At 70.2% G+C, this 13,095-nt stretch carries 16 protein-coding genes; 8 read left to right on the forward strand and 8 right to left on the reverse strand.

Features of this window, described 5'->3' with window-relative positions; all coding sequences use genetic code 11:
- Positions 1 to 41: 41 nt before the first annotated feature.
- Positions 42 to 968, reverse strand: coding sequence for a branched-chain amino acid transaminase (locus ABNT58_RS15095; RefSeq protein WP_348754281.1), 927 nt, complete (start codon positions 966 to 968; stop codon positions 42 to 44).
- A gap of 150 nt (positions 969 to 1,118) precedes the next feature.
- Here ABNT58_RS15095 and ABNT58_RS15100 point away from each other — a divergent pair, with 150 nt between their 5' ends.
- From ABNT58_RS15100 to ABNT58_RS15110, 3 genes are all read left to right on the forward strand, one after another.
- Positions 1,119 to 1,598, forward strand: coding sequence for a hypothetical protein (locus tag ABNT58_RS15100; RefSeq protein ID WP_348754282.1), 480 nt, complete (start codon positions 1,119 to 1,121; stop codon positions 1,596 to 1,598).
- Positions 1,599 to 1,737: 139 nt separating this feature from the next.
- On the forward strand, positions 1,738 to 2,697 hold the full coding sequence (locus ABNT58_RS15105) for a triacylglycerol lipase (protein ID WP_348754283.1): 960 nt from the start codon (positions 1,738 to 1,740) through the stop codon (positions 2,695 to 2,697).
- 2 nt (positions 2,698 to 2,699) lie between these two features.
- Positions 2,700 to 3,638, forward strand: a complete 939-nt coding sequence (locus ABNT58_RS15110; protein ID WP_348754295.1) for a lipase secretion chaperone — start codon at positions 2,700 to 2,702, stop codon at positions 3,636 to 3,638.
- A 20-nt stretch (positions 3,639 to 3,658) separates the two neighbouring features.
- On the opposite strand, the gene ABNT58_RS15115 is transcribed toward ABNT58_RS15110, so the two are convergent.
- Positions 3,659 to 4,072, reverse strand: coding sequence for a hypothetical protein (locus ABNT58_RS15115; RefSeq protein ID WP_348754284.1), 414 nt, complete (start codon positions 4,070 to 4,072; stop codon positions 3,659 to 3,661).
- A 55-nt stretch (positions 4,073 to 4,127) separates the two neighbouring features.
- Positions 4,128 to 5,495: a DNA repair protein RadA gene (gene radA, locus ABNT58_RS15120; RefSeq protein WP_348754285.1), complete on the reverse strand. Its 1,368-nt coding sequence runs from the start codon at positions 5,493 to 5,495 to the stop codon at positions 4,128 to 4,130.
- A gap of 65 nt (positions 5,496 to 5,560) precedes the next feature.
- On the opposite strand from radA, the gene ABNT58_RS15125 reads away from it, so the two are divergent.
- Positions 5,561 to 6,202, forward strand: a complete 642-nt coding sequence (locus tag ABNT58_RS15125) for a LysE family transporter (protein WP_348754286.1) — start codon at positions 5,561 to 5,563, stop codon at positions 6,200 to 6,202.
- Here ABNT58_RS15125 and arfB read toward each other — a convergent pair whose 3' ends face one another.
- The 4 genes from arfB to alr form a co-directional block, all read right to left on the reverse strand.
- Positions 6,203 to 6,607, reverse strand: coding sequence for an alternative ribosome rescue aminoacyl-tRNA hydrolase ArfB (arfB, locus tag ABNT58_RS15130; RefSeq protein ID WP_348754287.1), 405 nt, complete (start codon positions 6,605 to 6,607; stop codon positions 6,203 to 6,205).
- Entirely contained in the window at positions 6,604 to 7,113 is a 510-nt protein-coding gene (locus ABNT58_RS15135) for an acyl-CoA thioesterase (RefSeq protein ID WP_348754288.1), read from the reverse strand. The genes arfB and ABNT58_RS15135 overlap by 4 nt, the downstream gene beginning before the upstream one ends.
- Before the next feature lie 18 nt (positions 7,114 to 7,131).
- Positions 7,132 to 7,377 carry a GlsB/YeaQ/YmgE family stress response membrane protein gene (locus ABNT58_RS15140; protein WP_348754289.1) on the reverse strand — a complete coding sequence of 82 codons (246 nt, stop codon included), beginning with the start codon at positions 7,375 to 7,377 and terminating at the stop codon, positions 7,132 to 7,134.
- Between the two features lie 86 nt (positions 7,378 to 7,463).
- Positions 7,464 to 8,561 (reverse strand): alanine racemase, encoded by a 1,098-nt coding sequence (alr, locus tag ABNT58_RS15145; RefSeq protein WP_348754290.1) that lies wholly within the window; start codon positions 8,559 to 8,561, stop codon positions 7,464 to 7,466.
- 113 nt (positions 8,562 to 8,674) lie between these two features.
- On the opposite strand from alr, the gene lplT reads away from it, so the two are divergent.
- Both lplT and ABNT58_RS15155 read left to right on the forward strand, forming a co-directional pair.
- A complete protein-coding gene (gene lplT, locus ABNT58_RS15150) occupies positions 8,675 to 9,949 on the forward strand; it encodes a lysophospholipid transporter LplT (RefSeq protein ID WP_348754291.1) in 1,275 nt (424 codons plus the stop codon).
- Complete coding sequence (locus tag ABNT58_RS15155) at positions 9,939 to 10,841, forward strand: DMT family transporter (protein ID WP_348754292.1); 903 nt, start codon at positions 9,939 to 9,941, stop codon at positions 10,839 to 10,841. The genes lplT and ABNT58_RS15155 overlap by 11 nt, the downstream gene beginning before the upstream one ends.
- A 19-nt stretch (positions 10,842 to 10,860) precedes the next feature.
- Here ABNT58_RS15155 and ABNT58_RS15160 read toward each other — a convergent pair whose 3' ends face one another.
- The gene (locus ABNT58_RS15160) at positions 10,861 to 11,352 is read right to left on the reverse strand and encodes a hypothetical protein (RefSeq protein WP_348754293.1); all 492 of its coding nucleotides are present in this window, start codon (positions 11,350 to 11,352) and stop codon (positions 10,861 to 10,863) included.
- A 161-nt stretch (positions 11,353 to 11,513) separates the two neighbouring features.
- Here ABNT58_RS15160 and ABNT58_RS15165 point away from each other — a divergent pair, with 161 nt between their 5' ends.
- Positions 11,514 to 12,002, forward strand: coding sequence for a glutathione peroxidase (locus tag ABNT58_RS15165; protein ID WP_348754294.1), 489 nt, complete (start codon positions 11,514 to 11,516; stop codon positions 12,000 to 12,002).
- A 29-nt stretch (positions 12,003 to 12,031) separates the two neighbouring features.
- Positions 12,032 to 13,095, forward strand: a 1,064-nt coding sequence (locus tag ABNT58_RS15170; RefSeq protein WP_348754296.1) for an amino acid aminotransferase, incomplete at its 3' end; no start/stop codon positions are given.

Genomic DNA, 13,095 nt, shown 5'->3' on the forward strand with positions numbered 1-13,095 from the left:
CGCTTTGGCTCACGGTTCTCTCCTGATCAGGCAGTGAGGGGTCAGACCTTGGTCAGCCACTCGGCGTACTTCGGGTTGCGGCCGTTGACGATGTCGAAAAACGCGGACTGGATCTTCTCGGTGATCGGGCCACGGCTGCCGATGCCGATCTCGATCCGGTCGAGCTCGCGGATCGGCGTCACTTCGGCGGCGGTGCCGGTGAAGAAGGCTTCGTCGGCGATGTAGACCTCGTCGCGGGTGATGCGCTTTTCCACCAGCTTCAGGCCCAGGTCCTGGCAGATCGCGAAGATGGTGTTGCGGGTGATGCCGTTGAGCGCGCCGGCCGACAGGTCGGGCGTGTACACCACGCCGTTCTTGATCACGAAGATGTTCTCGCCTGCACCTTCGCTGACGAAGCCGGCCGCGTCCAGCAGCAGCGCTTCGTCGTAGCCGTCGTCCGTGGCTTCCATGTTGGCCAGGATCGAGTTGCTGTAGTTGCTCACCGCCTTGGCCTGCGTCATCGTGATGTTGACGTGGTGGCGGGTGTAGCTGCTGGTCTTGACGCGGATGCCGCGCTTCAGGCCTTCTTCACCCAGGTAGGCGCCCCAGGGCCAGGCCGCGACCATCAGGTGGATGGTGTTGCCCTTGGGGCTGACGCCCAGCTTCTCGGAACCGATCCAGGTCAGCGGGCGCAGGTAGCAGCTCTCCAGCTTGTTGACGCGCACCACTTCCAGCTGGGCTTCACACACCTGCTCGAAGCTGAAGGGGATCTTCATGCGCAGGATCTTGGCGCTGTTGAACAGCCGCTCGGTGTGCTCACGCAGGCGGAAGATGGCCGTGCCCTGGGCGGTGTTGTAGGCGCGCACCCCTTCGAAGGCACCGCAGCCGTAGTGCAGCGTGTGGGACAGCACATGGATCTTGGCGTCGCGCCAGTCGACGAGTTCACCGTCGATCCAGATCTTGCCGTCGCGATCGTGCATGGAGGACATGGGGCACCTTTTAGTCGAAGAAGCGGCGACCGGCGCCGCAAAACCAATGATTTTAGTAGCGCCTTCAACCCCGTATCGAAACGTCATTTTTGCCGCAAGAATCGCCGCCGCGGCGTTGGGCCGCAAAAACGACAACCGTTGGGGAAAACAATGAAGAACCTGATTGCACTGCTGGCCGTGGGCGCGCTGACCACGGGCTGCGCTTCCGTCGTCAACGACTCCACCCACCCGATGAAGGTGGAAACCAAGACCGCCACCGGCGACCTGGTGACGGGGGCGGAGTGCAAGTTGACGAACGACTACGGCAGCGTGTCGGTGAAGTCGGGCGACACCGCCCAGGTGCGGCGCTCCAGCAAGGACCTGGACATCGTCTGCAAGGACCCGAAGAACCCGGACGCGCTGGCCCGCGCCATCTCGCGCGCCAATGCCGGCATGTTCGGCAACATCATCCTGGGCGGCGGCATCGGCGCCATCATCGACCACAACAAGGGCACCGCCTACACCTACCCGACCTGGGTGCAGCTCGAGTTCGGCAAGAGCCTGGTGTTCGACCGCACGAACGAGAAGGACGGCGCGCCCACGCTGGCGACTCAGCCGCCTGCCGCAGCGACCCCGGTGGCCACCAAGTAAGCAGCGCAGATGCGGGGGTGGCCGTGCCACCCCCGGGCATTCACTGCCCCAAAAAAACGAACGTTCGTGCGGAAATCGGTGCCGTCCCGGGGCGGTACTGGGCCCGGGCCTTTCCTGCAGATGCCACGGAGCCCTTTCCATGCCACGAACCCTTTCCACCGCACGCACGTCCTGGCGCCACGCCGCCGCCACGCTGGCTCTGGCGGCCGCCGCCGCGCTGGCTGCCCCGGCCTCGCAGGCCGCCGACACCTACACCCAGACCCGCTATCCGGTGGTGCTGGTGCACGGCATGCTGGGCTTCGACGCCATCGGGCCGGTGGACTATTTCTACGGCGTGCCGGCGGCGCTGCGCTCCGGCGGCGCCACGGTGTACACGCCGTCGGTGTCGGCGCTCAACACCTCCGAGCTGCGCGGTGAACAGCTGCTGGCCCAGCTGCGCCAGCTCAAGGCGGCCTACGGCCACACCCGCTTCAACCTCATCGGCCACAGCCATGGCGGCCCCACGGTGCGCTACGTGGCCGCGGTGGCGCCCGAACTCGTCGCCTCTGTAACCACCGTCGGTGCGCCGCACGCCGGCTCCAAGGTGGCCGACGGCATCCAGGCCGCGGCGGCCGCCACCGGCACCACGGGGCTGGTGGCCAGCATCGTGAATGCGCAGGGCGTGGCCATTTCCTGGCTGTCGGGCGCGCCGCAGCTGCCGCAGCAGTCGCTGGGCTCGCTGGTCTCGCTCAACACGCCCGGCGCGGCGGCGTTCAACGCGCGCTTTCCGCAAGGCGCGCCCACCACGCCCTGCGGCCAGGGCCCGGCGCAGGTCAACGGCGTGCGCTACTTTTCCGTCAGCGGCACCAGCGTGGTCACGCAGCCGCTGGACCCGGCCGATGCCTTCCTGGCACTGACGTCCACCTACTTCGGCAGCGAGCCGAACGACGGCCTGGTCAGCCGCTGCAGCAGCCACTGGGGCACGGTGCTGCGCGACGACTACCCCTGGAACCACCTGGACGAAGTGAACCAGTCGCTGGGGCTGCGCGGCCTGTTCACGCCCGACCCGGTGGCGTTCTACCGCAGCCAGGCCAACCGCCTGAAGCAGCTGGGGCTGTGAACATGGCCCGGCAGGTGGCCGCGCAGCGGCCGCTTCAACGTGCAGCGGTGGCACTGGGTGTGCTGGCGGCGCTGGGGTTGGCGGGTGGGGTGGCCTGGCGCACCGCGGCCGATGAGCCGGCCGTTGCCACGGCGCTGGTGACCACGCCGCCACCCGCCAGCGGCCCGGCCGCGGTTGCCGCCGCACCGGGCGATGCGCCGGCCAGCGGGCCTGCGCCTGCGGCGGAAGAAGCCGCCCGGCTCGACCGCTGGGTGGCCGAGCACAGCGTGCTGCGCGGCACCGCGCTGGACGGCGGCTGGGGCCAGGATGCGCAAGGCCGGGTGCGGCCATCGCGCGCCTTGCGCCAGCGCTTCGACCACCTGCTGCAGCTGGCCGGGCAGGTGCCCACCGCGCGCATCACCGACTGGCTGACGCGCCGGGCGCAGGCCGAGCTTGCGCCGCAGGACGTGGCCACCGTGCTGCAGGTGTGGCAGGCCTACCTGGCGTTGCAGGCCGCGCCGGGGCAGGCGGGCGCGCTGGCAACGGGGTCGTGGGCGGCCCCCACCGCCACGGGCTGGGCGGCAGCGCTGGCCGAGCGCCGGCAGTTGCGGCGACAGTGGCTGGGCGCGGCCTGGGCCGATGCGTTCTACGCGGAGGAAGAAGCCGCCCTGGCCCGCCATGTGGCGGCGATGCCGGCCGCGCCGGCCGAGCCAGCGCCCTTGATCGACCGCAGCAGCCTGTCGGCCGAGGCGGCGCAGCGCCTGGCCGAGGAAGAAGCTGCCCAAGCCCGCTGGCAGCAGCGCCTGGCCGAAGCAGCGGCCGAGCTGCAGCGGCTGCGCGCCGCCCCCGAGCTGAGCCCGCCGCAACGCGAAGCCGCCCTCCAGCGCCTGGTGGCCGAGCGTTTCGAGCCCGGCACCGAGCAGTCGCGTGCTCGGGCGCTGCTCGGCCTGGCGCCGGGCTGACCAGCGGCGTGCGCCGGCCGTCAGAGGCTGGCGGTTTCGGCCTCGGCCGCCGCGTCCGACGGGGCGCGCTGCAGCGTCCAGCGCTCCAGCCGGCCGTTGCTGCCGAACTGCAGGTCGATCGCATCGCCACCGCTGTCGGCCCAGCGCCAGACTTCGGGCTGGGTGCCGGTCTGCTGGCCCAGGCTCTTGGTGAGCACCACCACGTCCAGCATGCGCATGCCGGCCTGCAGCCGGGTGCTCAGCATCAGCGCGCTCTTGATGTGGCCGATGGGCGACTTGCCAGCGGTGCGCATGATCTTCATCGTGCGGGTGAACTGCATCACCAGCCAGAACGAGACCATCGTCAGGCCCAGGATCAGGCCCTGCCAGTGCCACTGCCACCAGCCCAGCGCGATTGCCACCGCGGCCAGCGGCCATCCGAGTCTCGGGTCCATGTCGTCCATTCCTTGAGCGGTCAGCCCGCCATTCTGGGCCAACGCCCATCGGTGTTCAGGTCAGCCCGCGCACCACGTCAATCGCTTCTTCGATGCGCTCGACCGCATGCACGGTCAGGCCCTCGATCGGCTTCTTGGGCGCATTGGCCTTGGGCACCACGGCGATGGAAAAGCCCAGCTTGGCGGCTTCCTTCAGGCGCTCCTGGCCGCGCGGCGCGGGCCGCACCTCGCCGGCCAGGCCCACTTCGCCAAAGGCGATGAAGCCGCGCGGCAGCGGCTTGCCGCGCAGGCTGCTCTGGATGGCCAGCAGCACCGCCAGGTCGGCCGCCGGCTCGCTGATGCGCACGCCGCCCACGGCATTGACGAACACGTCCTGGTCGGCGCAGGCCACGCCTGCATGCCGGTGCAGCACCGCCAGCAGCATGGCCAGGCGGTCGCGGTCCAGGCCCACGCTCAGGCGGCGCGGGCTGGGGCCGCCGGTGTCCACCAGCGCCTGGATCTCCACCAGCATCGGCCGCGTGCCTTCCAGCGTCACCAGCACGCAGGCGCCGGGCACCGGGTCGCCGTGGGTGGACAGGAAGATGGCGCTGGGGTTGGTCACGCCCTTCAGGCCGCGCTCGGTCATCGCGAAGACGCCGATCTCATTGACCGCGCCGAAGCGGTTCTTGATGGCCCGCACCAGGCGGAAGCTGCTGTGGGTGTCGCCCTCGAAGTACAGCACCGTGTCGACGATGTGCTCCAGCACGCGCGGGCCGGCCAGCGCGCCTTCCTTGGTGACGTGGCCCACCAGCACGATGGTGCAGCCGCCGGTCTTGGCGGTGCGGGTGAGCTGGGCCGCGCACTCGCGCACCTGGGCCACCGAGCCGGGCGCGGAGCTGAGCTGCTCGGAATACAGCGTCTGGATCGAGTCGATCACGCAGAAGGCCGGCTGCTCGGCCTCGATGGTGGCCAGGATGCGTTCGAGCTGGATCTCGGCCACCACCCGCACCTGCTTGCCTTCCAGCCCCAGCCGGCGGGCGCGCAATGCGATCTGCGCGCCGCTTTCTTCACCGGTGACGTACAGCACCTTCATCTGCGTGGACAGCGCGTCCACCGCCTGCAGCAGCAGCGTGCTCTTGCCGATGCCGGGGTCGCCGCCGATCAGCACCACGCCGCCGGCCACGATGCCGCCGCCCAGCACCCGGTCCAGCTCTTCCTGGCCGGTGGGCGTGCGCGCCACGTCGGCGGCGTCGATGTCGGCCAGCGTGGCCACCGGCTGGCTGCGCGCCAGCGACTGGAAGCGGTTCTTGCCGCTGCCGGCGGCCGGCTCGGCGGCGGTTTCTTCCAGCGTGTTCCAGGCGCCGCAGTGCGGGCACTTGCCCAGCCACTTGGGGCTGGTGCCGCCGCATTCGCGGCAGGTGTAGATCGACTTGTCCTTGGCCATGGGGCCGATTGTCGGTGGCGTGCGGCACACTCTGCGCCCCGATCCTCCTGCGCGCGCTTCGTCCCATGGCTCTTTCCGTCTGGCTCACCTTCCTGCTGGCCGCCTTCGCGATCAGCCTGTCTCCCGGCACCGCGGCCATCGCCGCGATGAGCACCGGCTCGCGCCTGGGCCTGCGCGGCGGCTGGCGCCTGATGCCGGGGTTGGCGCTGGGCATCACCACGCAGATGACGGTGGTGGCGCTGGGCCTGGGGGCGTTGATCGTGGCTTCGGCCACCGCCTTCATGGTGGTCAAGTGGCTGGGCGTGGCCTACCTGGCCTGGCTCGGCCTGCAGCAGTGGCGCGCTCCCGCGGTGCCGATGGCCACCACCACCGAAGCCGCTACCACCCAAGCCGCCACCGCCGAGCAGCGCGGCCTGCTGCTGCGCGGCTGGATGATCAATGCCCTCAACCCCAAGGGCACGGTGTTCATGCTGGCGGTGGTGCCGCAGTTCCTCGACCTGTCGCGGCCGTTGCCGCTGCAATACGCGGCCATCACCGCCACGCTGTGCTTCACCGAGATGCTGGTGATGACCGGCTACATGACGCTGGCCGCCCGGGTGCTGGGCCTGCTGCGCACGCCGCGGCAGATGGGCTGGCTGAACCGCAGCTTCGGCGGCCTGTTCATGGCGTGTGCGGCGCTGCTGGCCACCTTCAAGCGGGCGGTGTGATCAGTCGAGCCCGCCGCGCCGGCCGGCCTTGATGGCGCTGTCGCGCTTCTTGCCTTCCAGCCGCCGCAGCTGAGAGCCGCGCGTCGGCCGGGTCGGCCGGCGGGTGGGAGGCAGCGTGGCCACGCTGTCCACCATCGCCTGCAGGCGCTCCAGCGCCTCGGCACGGTTCATCTCCAGGCTGCGGTGGGCCTGGGCCTTGATCACCACCACGCCTTCCAGCGTGAGCCGGCTGTCGCGCAGCGCCAGCAGCCGCTCCTTCACGTCGGGCGGCAGCGACGAGGCCCGCACGTCGTAGCGCAGGTGTACGGCGTTGGACACCTTGTTGACGTTCTGCCCGCCCGCGCCCTGGGCGCGGATGGCCGTCCAGGTCACCTCATGCGGCTGGACGACCGGCCGCCGGGTCATCCCGCTGCCGTGGTCGCGCCGCTGGCGTGGTCGGCCAGCAGCGTGGCCTGGCGCTGCTCCATTTCCTTGCGCAGCTGCCGGCGCACCTGGGCGGCGGCATGGCGGCGCTTCTCGTCGGGCGAGAAGGGCCGCAGCGGCGGCACGGCCACCGGCTTGCGCTCGTCGTCCACCGCCACCATCGTGAAGAAGCAGCTGTTGACGTGCCGCACCACCTGCGAGCGGATGTCCTCGGCGATCACCTTGATGCCGATCTCCATCGACGAGGTGCCGGTGTAGTTGACGCTGGCCAGGAAGGTGACCAGCTCACCCACGTGGATGGGCTGGCGGAAGTTGACCTGGTCGACGCTGAGCGTGACCACATAGCGCGCGGCATAGCGGCTGGCGCAGGCGTAGGCCACCTGGTCCAGCAGCTTGAGGATGCTGCCGCCATGCACGTTGCCGGCGAAGTTGGCGGTGTCTGGGGTCATCAGCACCGTCATCGTGAGCTGGTGGGCCGGCAGGTCCATGGCGTGTCCTTGGTTGGGTTACTTGGATTGGATTTTCTGCACCGCGAACAGCAGCACCACCGCGCCCAGCACGGAAGCGATCCAGCCGGCGCCCTGGCCGGCCTGGTACCAGCCCGCTGCCTGGCCGACGTAGCCGGCGATGAAGGAGCCGGCGATGCCCAGCAGCGCGGTGAGGATCCAGCCCATCTTCTGCTCGCCCGGCATGACCAGGCGCGCCAGCGCCCCGACGATCAGGCCGACGATGAAGGTTCCGATGATGCCCATGAAGGTGTTTCCTGAGTGGTGATGAAGGCGGCCGACCTTAGCAGCGGCCGTTGGCGGGCCTGTGTACGCGGCCGCGGCCGAGGTCCTCAGGCGACAACTTCGACCGGCACGCGTGGCGCCAAGGCACACATCAGCTCGTAGCCCAGGGTGCCGGCGGCCTGCGCCACCTCGTCGATCGCAAGCACCGTGCCGTCGGCAGCGCGGCCCCACAGCGTGACCTCGGTGCCCGGGCCGGCATGGGGCACCGGCGTCAGGTCCACCGCCAGCATGTCCATCGACACCCGGCCCAGCGTGCGGGTGCGCACACCGTCCACCAGCACCGGGGTGCCGGTGTCGGCCACGCGGGGGTAGCCGTCGGCGTAGCCGCAGGCCACCACGCCCACGCGCAGCGGCTCGGTGGCGGTGAAGCGGGCGCCATAGCCCACGCTGTCGCCGGCGGCCAGCTGCTGCACCGCGATCAGGCGCGAGCGCAGCGTCATCGCCGGCTGCAGGCCCCAGTGGGCGATGTCGTGGGCCGGAAAGTCGGGGCTGCTGCCGTAGGCCAGGATGCCCGGGCGCACCCAGTCGGCGCGCACCGCCGGGTCGGCGCCGAAGCGCAGCACCGCCGCGCTGTTGGCCAGGCTGCGCTCGCCGGTCAGGTCGGCGGTGGCGGCGGTGAAGGCGGCCAGCTGCCGGGCCACGCCTTCGTCGCCATCGGCGGTGGCGAAGTGGGTCATCAGCGAGATCTCGTCCACCTGCGGCAGCGCGTTCAGCCGCGTCCAGGCGGCGCGGAAGGCGCCGGCCCGCAAGCCCAGGCGGTTCATGCCGCTGTTCATCTTCAGGAACACGCGGTGGGGCTTTTGCGTCTTGTGGGCGGCCAGCCAGTCGATCTGCTCGGTGCAGTGCACCACGTGCCACAGGTCGAGCCGCGAGCACAGCTCCAGGTCGCGTGGCTCGAACACGCCTTCGAGCAGCAGGATGGGCCCGCGCCAGCCCAGCGAGCGAACTTTTTCAGCCTCGGCCAGGTCTAGCAGCGCGAAGCCGTCGGCAGCGCGCAGGCCTTCGTAGGCACGGTCGATGCCGTGACCGTAGGCATTGGCCTTCACAATCGCCCAGATCCGGGCGTCCGGGGCGGCCTGGCGCGCCTGCTGGAGGTTGTGGGCCAGCGCTTCGGTATGGATCAGGGCCTGGATCGGACGGGGCATCTTCGGATTTTGCCCCGGTGTTGTTGCAAAAGCCGCGTGCTATAAACCCGGCGCCTTGCGTGGAGACCTCTTTTGGAAGCCTGTGTACGAATCGGGCGGCCTCACCGTCGCGAATGAAAAAAGGCTTCTACACCATCATGTCAGCGCAGTTCTTCAGCTCGCTGGCAGACAACGCCTTGCTGGTGGCTGCGATCGAGCTGTTGAAGTCGACCGGGGCGCCCGCGTGGCAGGTTCCGGCGCTGACGCCGATGTTCGCGCTCTTCTACGTGGTGCTGGCCCCGTTCGTGGGGGCGTTCGCCGATGCCGTGCCCAAGGGCAAGGTCATGTTCTTCTCGAACGCCATCAAGGTGGCCGGCTGCCTGTTCATGCTGTTCGGCGGCCACCCGCTGCTGGCCTATGCCATCGTCGGTCTGGGGGCGGCGGCCTATTCGCCGGCCAAGTACGGCATCCTGACCGAGCTGCTGCCGCCTTCACAGCTGGTCAAGGCCAACGGCTGGATCGAAGGGCTGACCATCGCCTCGGTCATCCTGGGCATCCTGCTGGGTGGCCAGCTGGTGGGCCCCAAGGTGGCGCCGATGCTGCTGGGCTTCGACCTGCCGGGCGTGGACACCGGCATCGACACGCCGCCCGAAGCGGCCATTGCCTCGATGGTGCTGCTGTACATCATCGCGGCGGTGTTCAACCTCTTCATCCCCCGCACCGACGCGCCGCTGCAGCCGATGACGCACGGCATCACCGGCCTGGTGCGCGACTTCTCGCAGTGCAACGCCCGCCTGTGGTCGGACAAGCTGGGCCAGATCTCGCTGGCCACCACCACCATGTTCTGGGGCGTGGGCGGCAACCTGCGCGTCATCGTGTTCGCCTGGGCGGCGGCGGCGCTGGGCTACACCACCACGCAGGCCTCCACCCTGGGCGGCGTGGTGGCCATCGGCACCGCGGTCGGGGCGGTGGTGGCCTCGCTCTACATGCGGCTGGACCGCGCCACCAGCGTCATCCCGCTGGGCATCGCCATGGGCGTGCTGATCATCGGACTGAACCTGCTCACCAACGTGTGGGCGGCGGTGCCTTTCCTGATTCTGCTGGGTGCGCTGGGCGGCTATCTGGTGGTGCCGATGAACGCGCTGCTGCAGCACCGCGGCCACAACCTGATGGGCGCGGGCCGGTCGATCGCGGTGCAGAACTTCAACGAGCAGGCCTGCATCCTGGGGCTGGGCGCCTTCTACACGGGCATGACCAAGCTCAGCCTGTCGGCCTTTGCCGCCATCGCGGTGTTCGGCGTGGTGGTCATGGGCACGATGGAGCTGATCCGCCGCTGGCACCGCAGCAACCTGAAGAACCACGGCGAAGAGGTGCAGCGGCTGCTGGCCATTGCCCGCAGTGATCACTAAGCCGGCGGGTGCCGCCGGCGCTGCGCTGCCGGTGCTGGCGCTCGTGGCCAACGCCTTCGTCTGGGGCGTGTCGTGGTGGCCGCTGCGCCAGTTCGAGGCACTGGGCCTGCACCCGCTGTGGAGCACCGCGCTCATCTATGCGCTGGTGCTGGTGGCATTGACGGCCTGGCGCCCCGGCGTGTGGGGCGGCCTGGCCCGCACGCCATCGCTGTGGGTGCTGGTGCTGGCTTCGGGCACCACCAACGCCGCCTTCAACTGGGGCGTGACGGTGGGCGACGTGGTGCGCGTCGTGCTGCTGTTCTACCTGATGCCGCTGTGGGCCCTGCTGCTGGCGCGCCTGCTGCTGGGTGAGCGGCTGACCCGCCTGGGCCTGCTGCGCATGGTGCTGGCGCTGGCCGGCGCCGCGGTGGTGCTGTGGCCGGCCGGCGGCGGCTGGCCCTGGCCGCGCAGCCTGGCCGAAGGGCTGGGGCTGCTGGGCGGCTTCACCTTCGCGCTCAACAACGTGTGGCTGCGGCGCGAGGCGCACCGCGCCGATGCCGAGCGCGCCACCGCCATGTTCCTGGGCGGCACCGTGGTCTCGGCCCTGGGCGCCAGCGCGCTGATGCTGGCGGGCCGGGTGGCGCCGCCCGTGCTGCCCGGCCTGGGCGGCATCGCCGGCCTGGTGGGCCTGGCAGCGGCCTTCGTGTGCGCCAACCTTGCCTTGCAGTACGGCGCGGCGCGGCTGCGCGCAGGGGTCACCGCGGTGGTGATGCTCACCGAGATCGTGTTTGCCGCCGGCTCGGCCGCCGCACTGGGCGCCGGCAGGGTGGATGCGCGGCTGCTGCTGGGCGGCGCATTGATCGTCAGTGCCGCGCTGCTGTCGGTGCGCGGCGGCGGCGCCGCCACCGCCTGAACGCCGCTGCGCGCAGTGTTCAGCGGCCCTCGGGCCGGGCCTGGGGCGGCTCGTCCGGCAGCGGCTGGTCGCTGGCGCGGCGGGCCGGCACCGGCTCGCCCGGGGCGGCGGCGGGTCGCGCCGGCAGCCCCTGCACATGGCTGGCATGGGGCGGCTGCAGCGGCACGTCGGTGCCCAGCGTGTCGCGCAGGGCCACCGCCGCATCGAGCTGGCGCAGCAGGTGCAGCGGGTCGATGGGCCGCATGGTCCAGGCCAGCGCGCCGTCGGGCGCCTGGGCGCCGACGAACACCGTGTCGCCTTCGCGGCCGGCCGCCACGATGTCGTGGATGACGCCCGGATGGTCGGCGTCGGCAATGATGAAGCGGGCGTCTTCCAGCGCGGGGCTGCACAGGTAGCGCGCGCCCGGTGTGCTGGACAGGCGGAAACCCGATTCGATGGCTCTGCGCTCGAAGGGGCTGAAACCTCTCAGCGCCACGTGGTGCGCGACGGGCGGTGGCGCGCTGGCGCGCATGGAAAAACCTCCGGGGAAAAAGCCGGCCCGAAGGCGCGGCGCAAGAAACGTTCAGAGCATAGGGCGGCACGGGCCGGCGCTGTCAATGACGGCAGGCCACGCCCCCCCAGTTCACCGTGGCGATTAGGATGCCTGCCCCGTTGGCAACCGGCGCGCCGCTGATGACACCCTCCCCGATCTTCGACTTTGAAGCGCAGTCCATCGACGGCCGGCCCGTGCGGCTGGCCGACTACCAGGGCCAGGTGATGCTGATCGTCAACACCGCCAGCCAGTGCGGCTTCACGCCGCAGTTCGCCGGGCTGGAGGCGCTGTGGCAGGCCTACCGCGAGCGCGGCCTGGTGGTGCTGGGTTTTCCGAGCAATGAGTTCGGCGGCCAGGACCCCGGCAGCAACGAGCAGATCGCCTCCTTCTGCAGCCTGAACTACGGGGTGCAGTTCCCGATGATGGCCAAGGTCAAGGTCAACGGGGCCGAGGCCCACCCGCTGTACAAGTGGCTGACGGCCGAGGCGCCTGGGCTGCTGGGTACCAAGGCCATCAAGTGGAACTTCACCAAGTTCCTGGTCGGGCGCGACGGCCGGGTGATCCGCCGCTACGCGCCCACCGACAAACCCGAATCGCTCAAGGCCGACATCGAAGCGGCCCTCGGATAATCCGCCATCCCTTGGAGAGACCCATGTCCATGTTCCAGCACATCGAACCCTACGGCGGCGACCCCATCCTGGGCCTGAACGACGCCTTCCAGAAGGACCCGCGCCCCCACAAGGCCAACCTGTCGATCGGCATCTACTTCGATGACGCCGGCGGCATTCCGGTGCTGGACTGCGTGCGCCAGGCCGAGCAGCAGCTGGTCAACGAAGGCGGCGCCAAGGCCTACCTGCCGATGGAAGGCCTGGCCGCCTGCCGCCAGGGCGTGCAGGCGCTGCTGTTCGGCGCCGACCATGAGGCGGTGACCAGCGGCCGCATCGCCACGCTGCAGACCGTGGGCAGCAGCGGCGGCCTGAAGGTGGGCGGCGATTTCATCAAGCGCTGGCTGCCCGACGCGCAGGTGTACGTGAGTGACCCCACCTGGGACAACCACCGCGCGATGTTCGAAGGCTGCGGCCTGACGGTGAACACCTACCCGTACTACGACCCCGCCACCGGCGGCGTGAAGTTCGGCGAGATGCTGGAAGCGCTGCAAAAGCTGTCGCGCGGCAGCGTGGTGCTGATGCATGCTTGCTGCCACAACCCCACCGGCGTCGACCTGACCCCGGCCCAGTGGGAGCAGCTGATCCCGGTGCTCAAGGCCGGCGGCCTGCTGCCCTACCTGGACCTGGCCTACCAGGGCTACGGCCAGGGCATCGACGAAGACGCGTTCGCGGTGCGGGCGCTGGCCAGCGCCGGCCTGTCGTTCTTCATCGCCAACTCGTTCAGCAAGAGCATGAGCCTGTACGGTGAGCGTGCCGGCGCGCTGAGCGTGGTGTGCCAGGACGCGGCCGAGGCCGAACTGGTGCTGGGCCAGTTGCGCGCCACCGTGCGCCGCAACTACTCCAGCCCGCCGCTGCACCCCGCCGCGGTGGTGGCCAAGGTGCTGAACGACCCGGCGCTGCGCGCTTCGTGGGAAGCCGACGTGGCCGCGATGCGCGAGCGCATCCAGGCCATGCGCAAGAGCCTGCATGCGGTGCTGTCGGCCAAGCTGCCGGGCCGCAACTTCGACTACTTCCTGACCCAGCGCGGCATGTTCAGCTACACCGGCCTGACCGC

The sequence above is a fragment of the uncultured Aquincola sp. genome (assembly GCF_964001545.1).
Lineage (GTDB): Bacteria > Pseudomonadota > Gammaproteobacteria > Burkholderiales > Burkholderiaceae_C > Aquincola.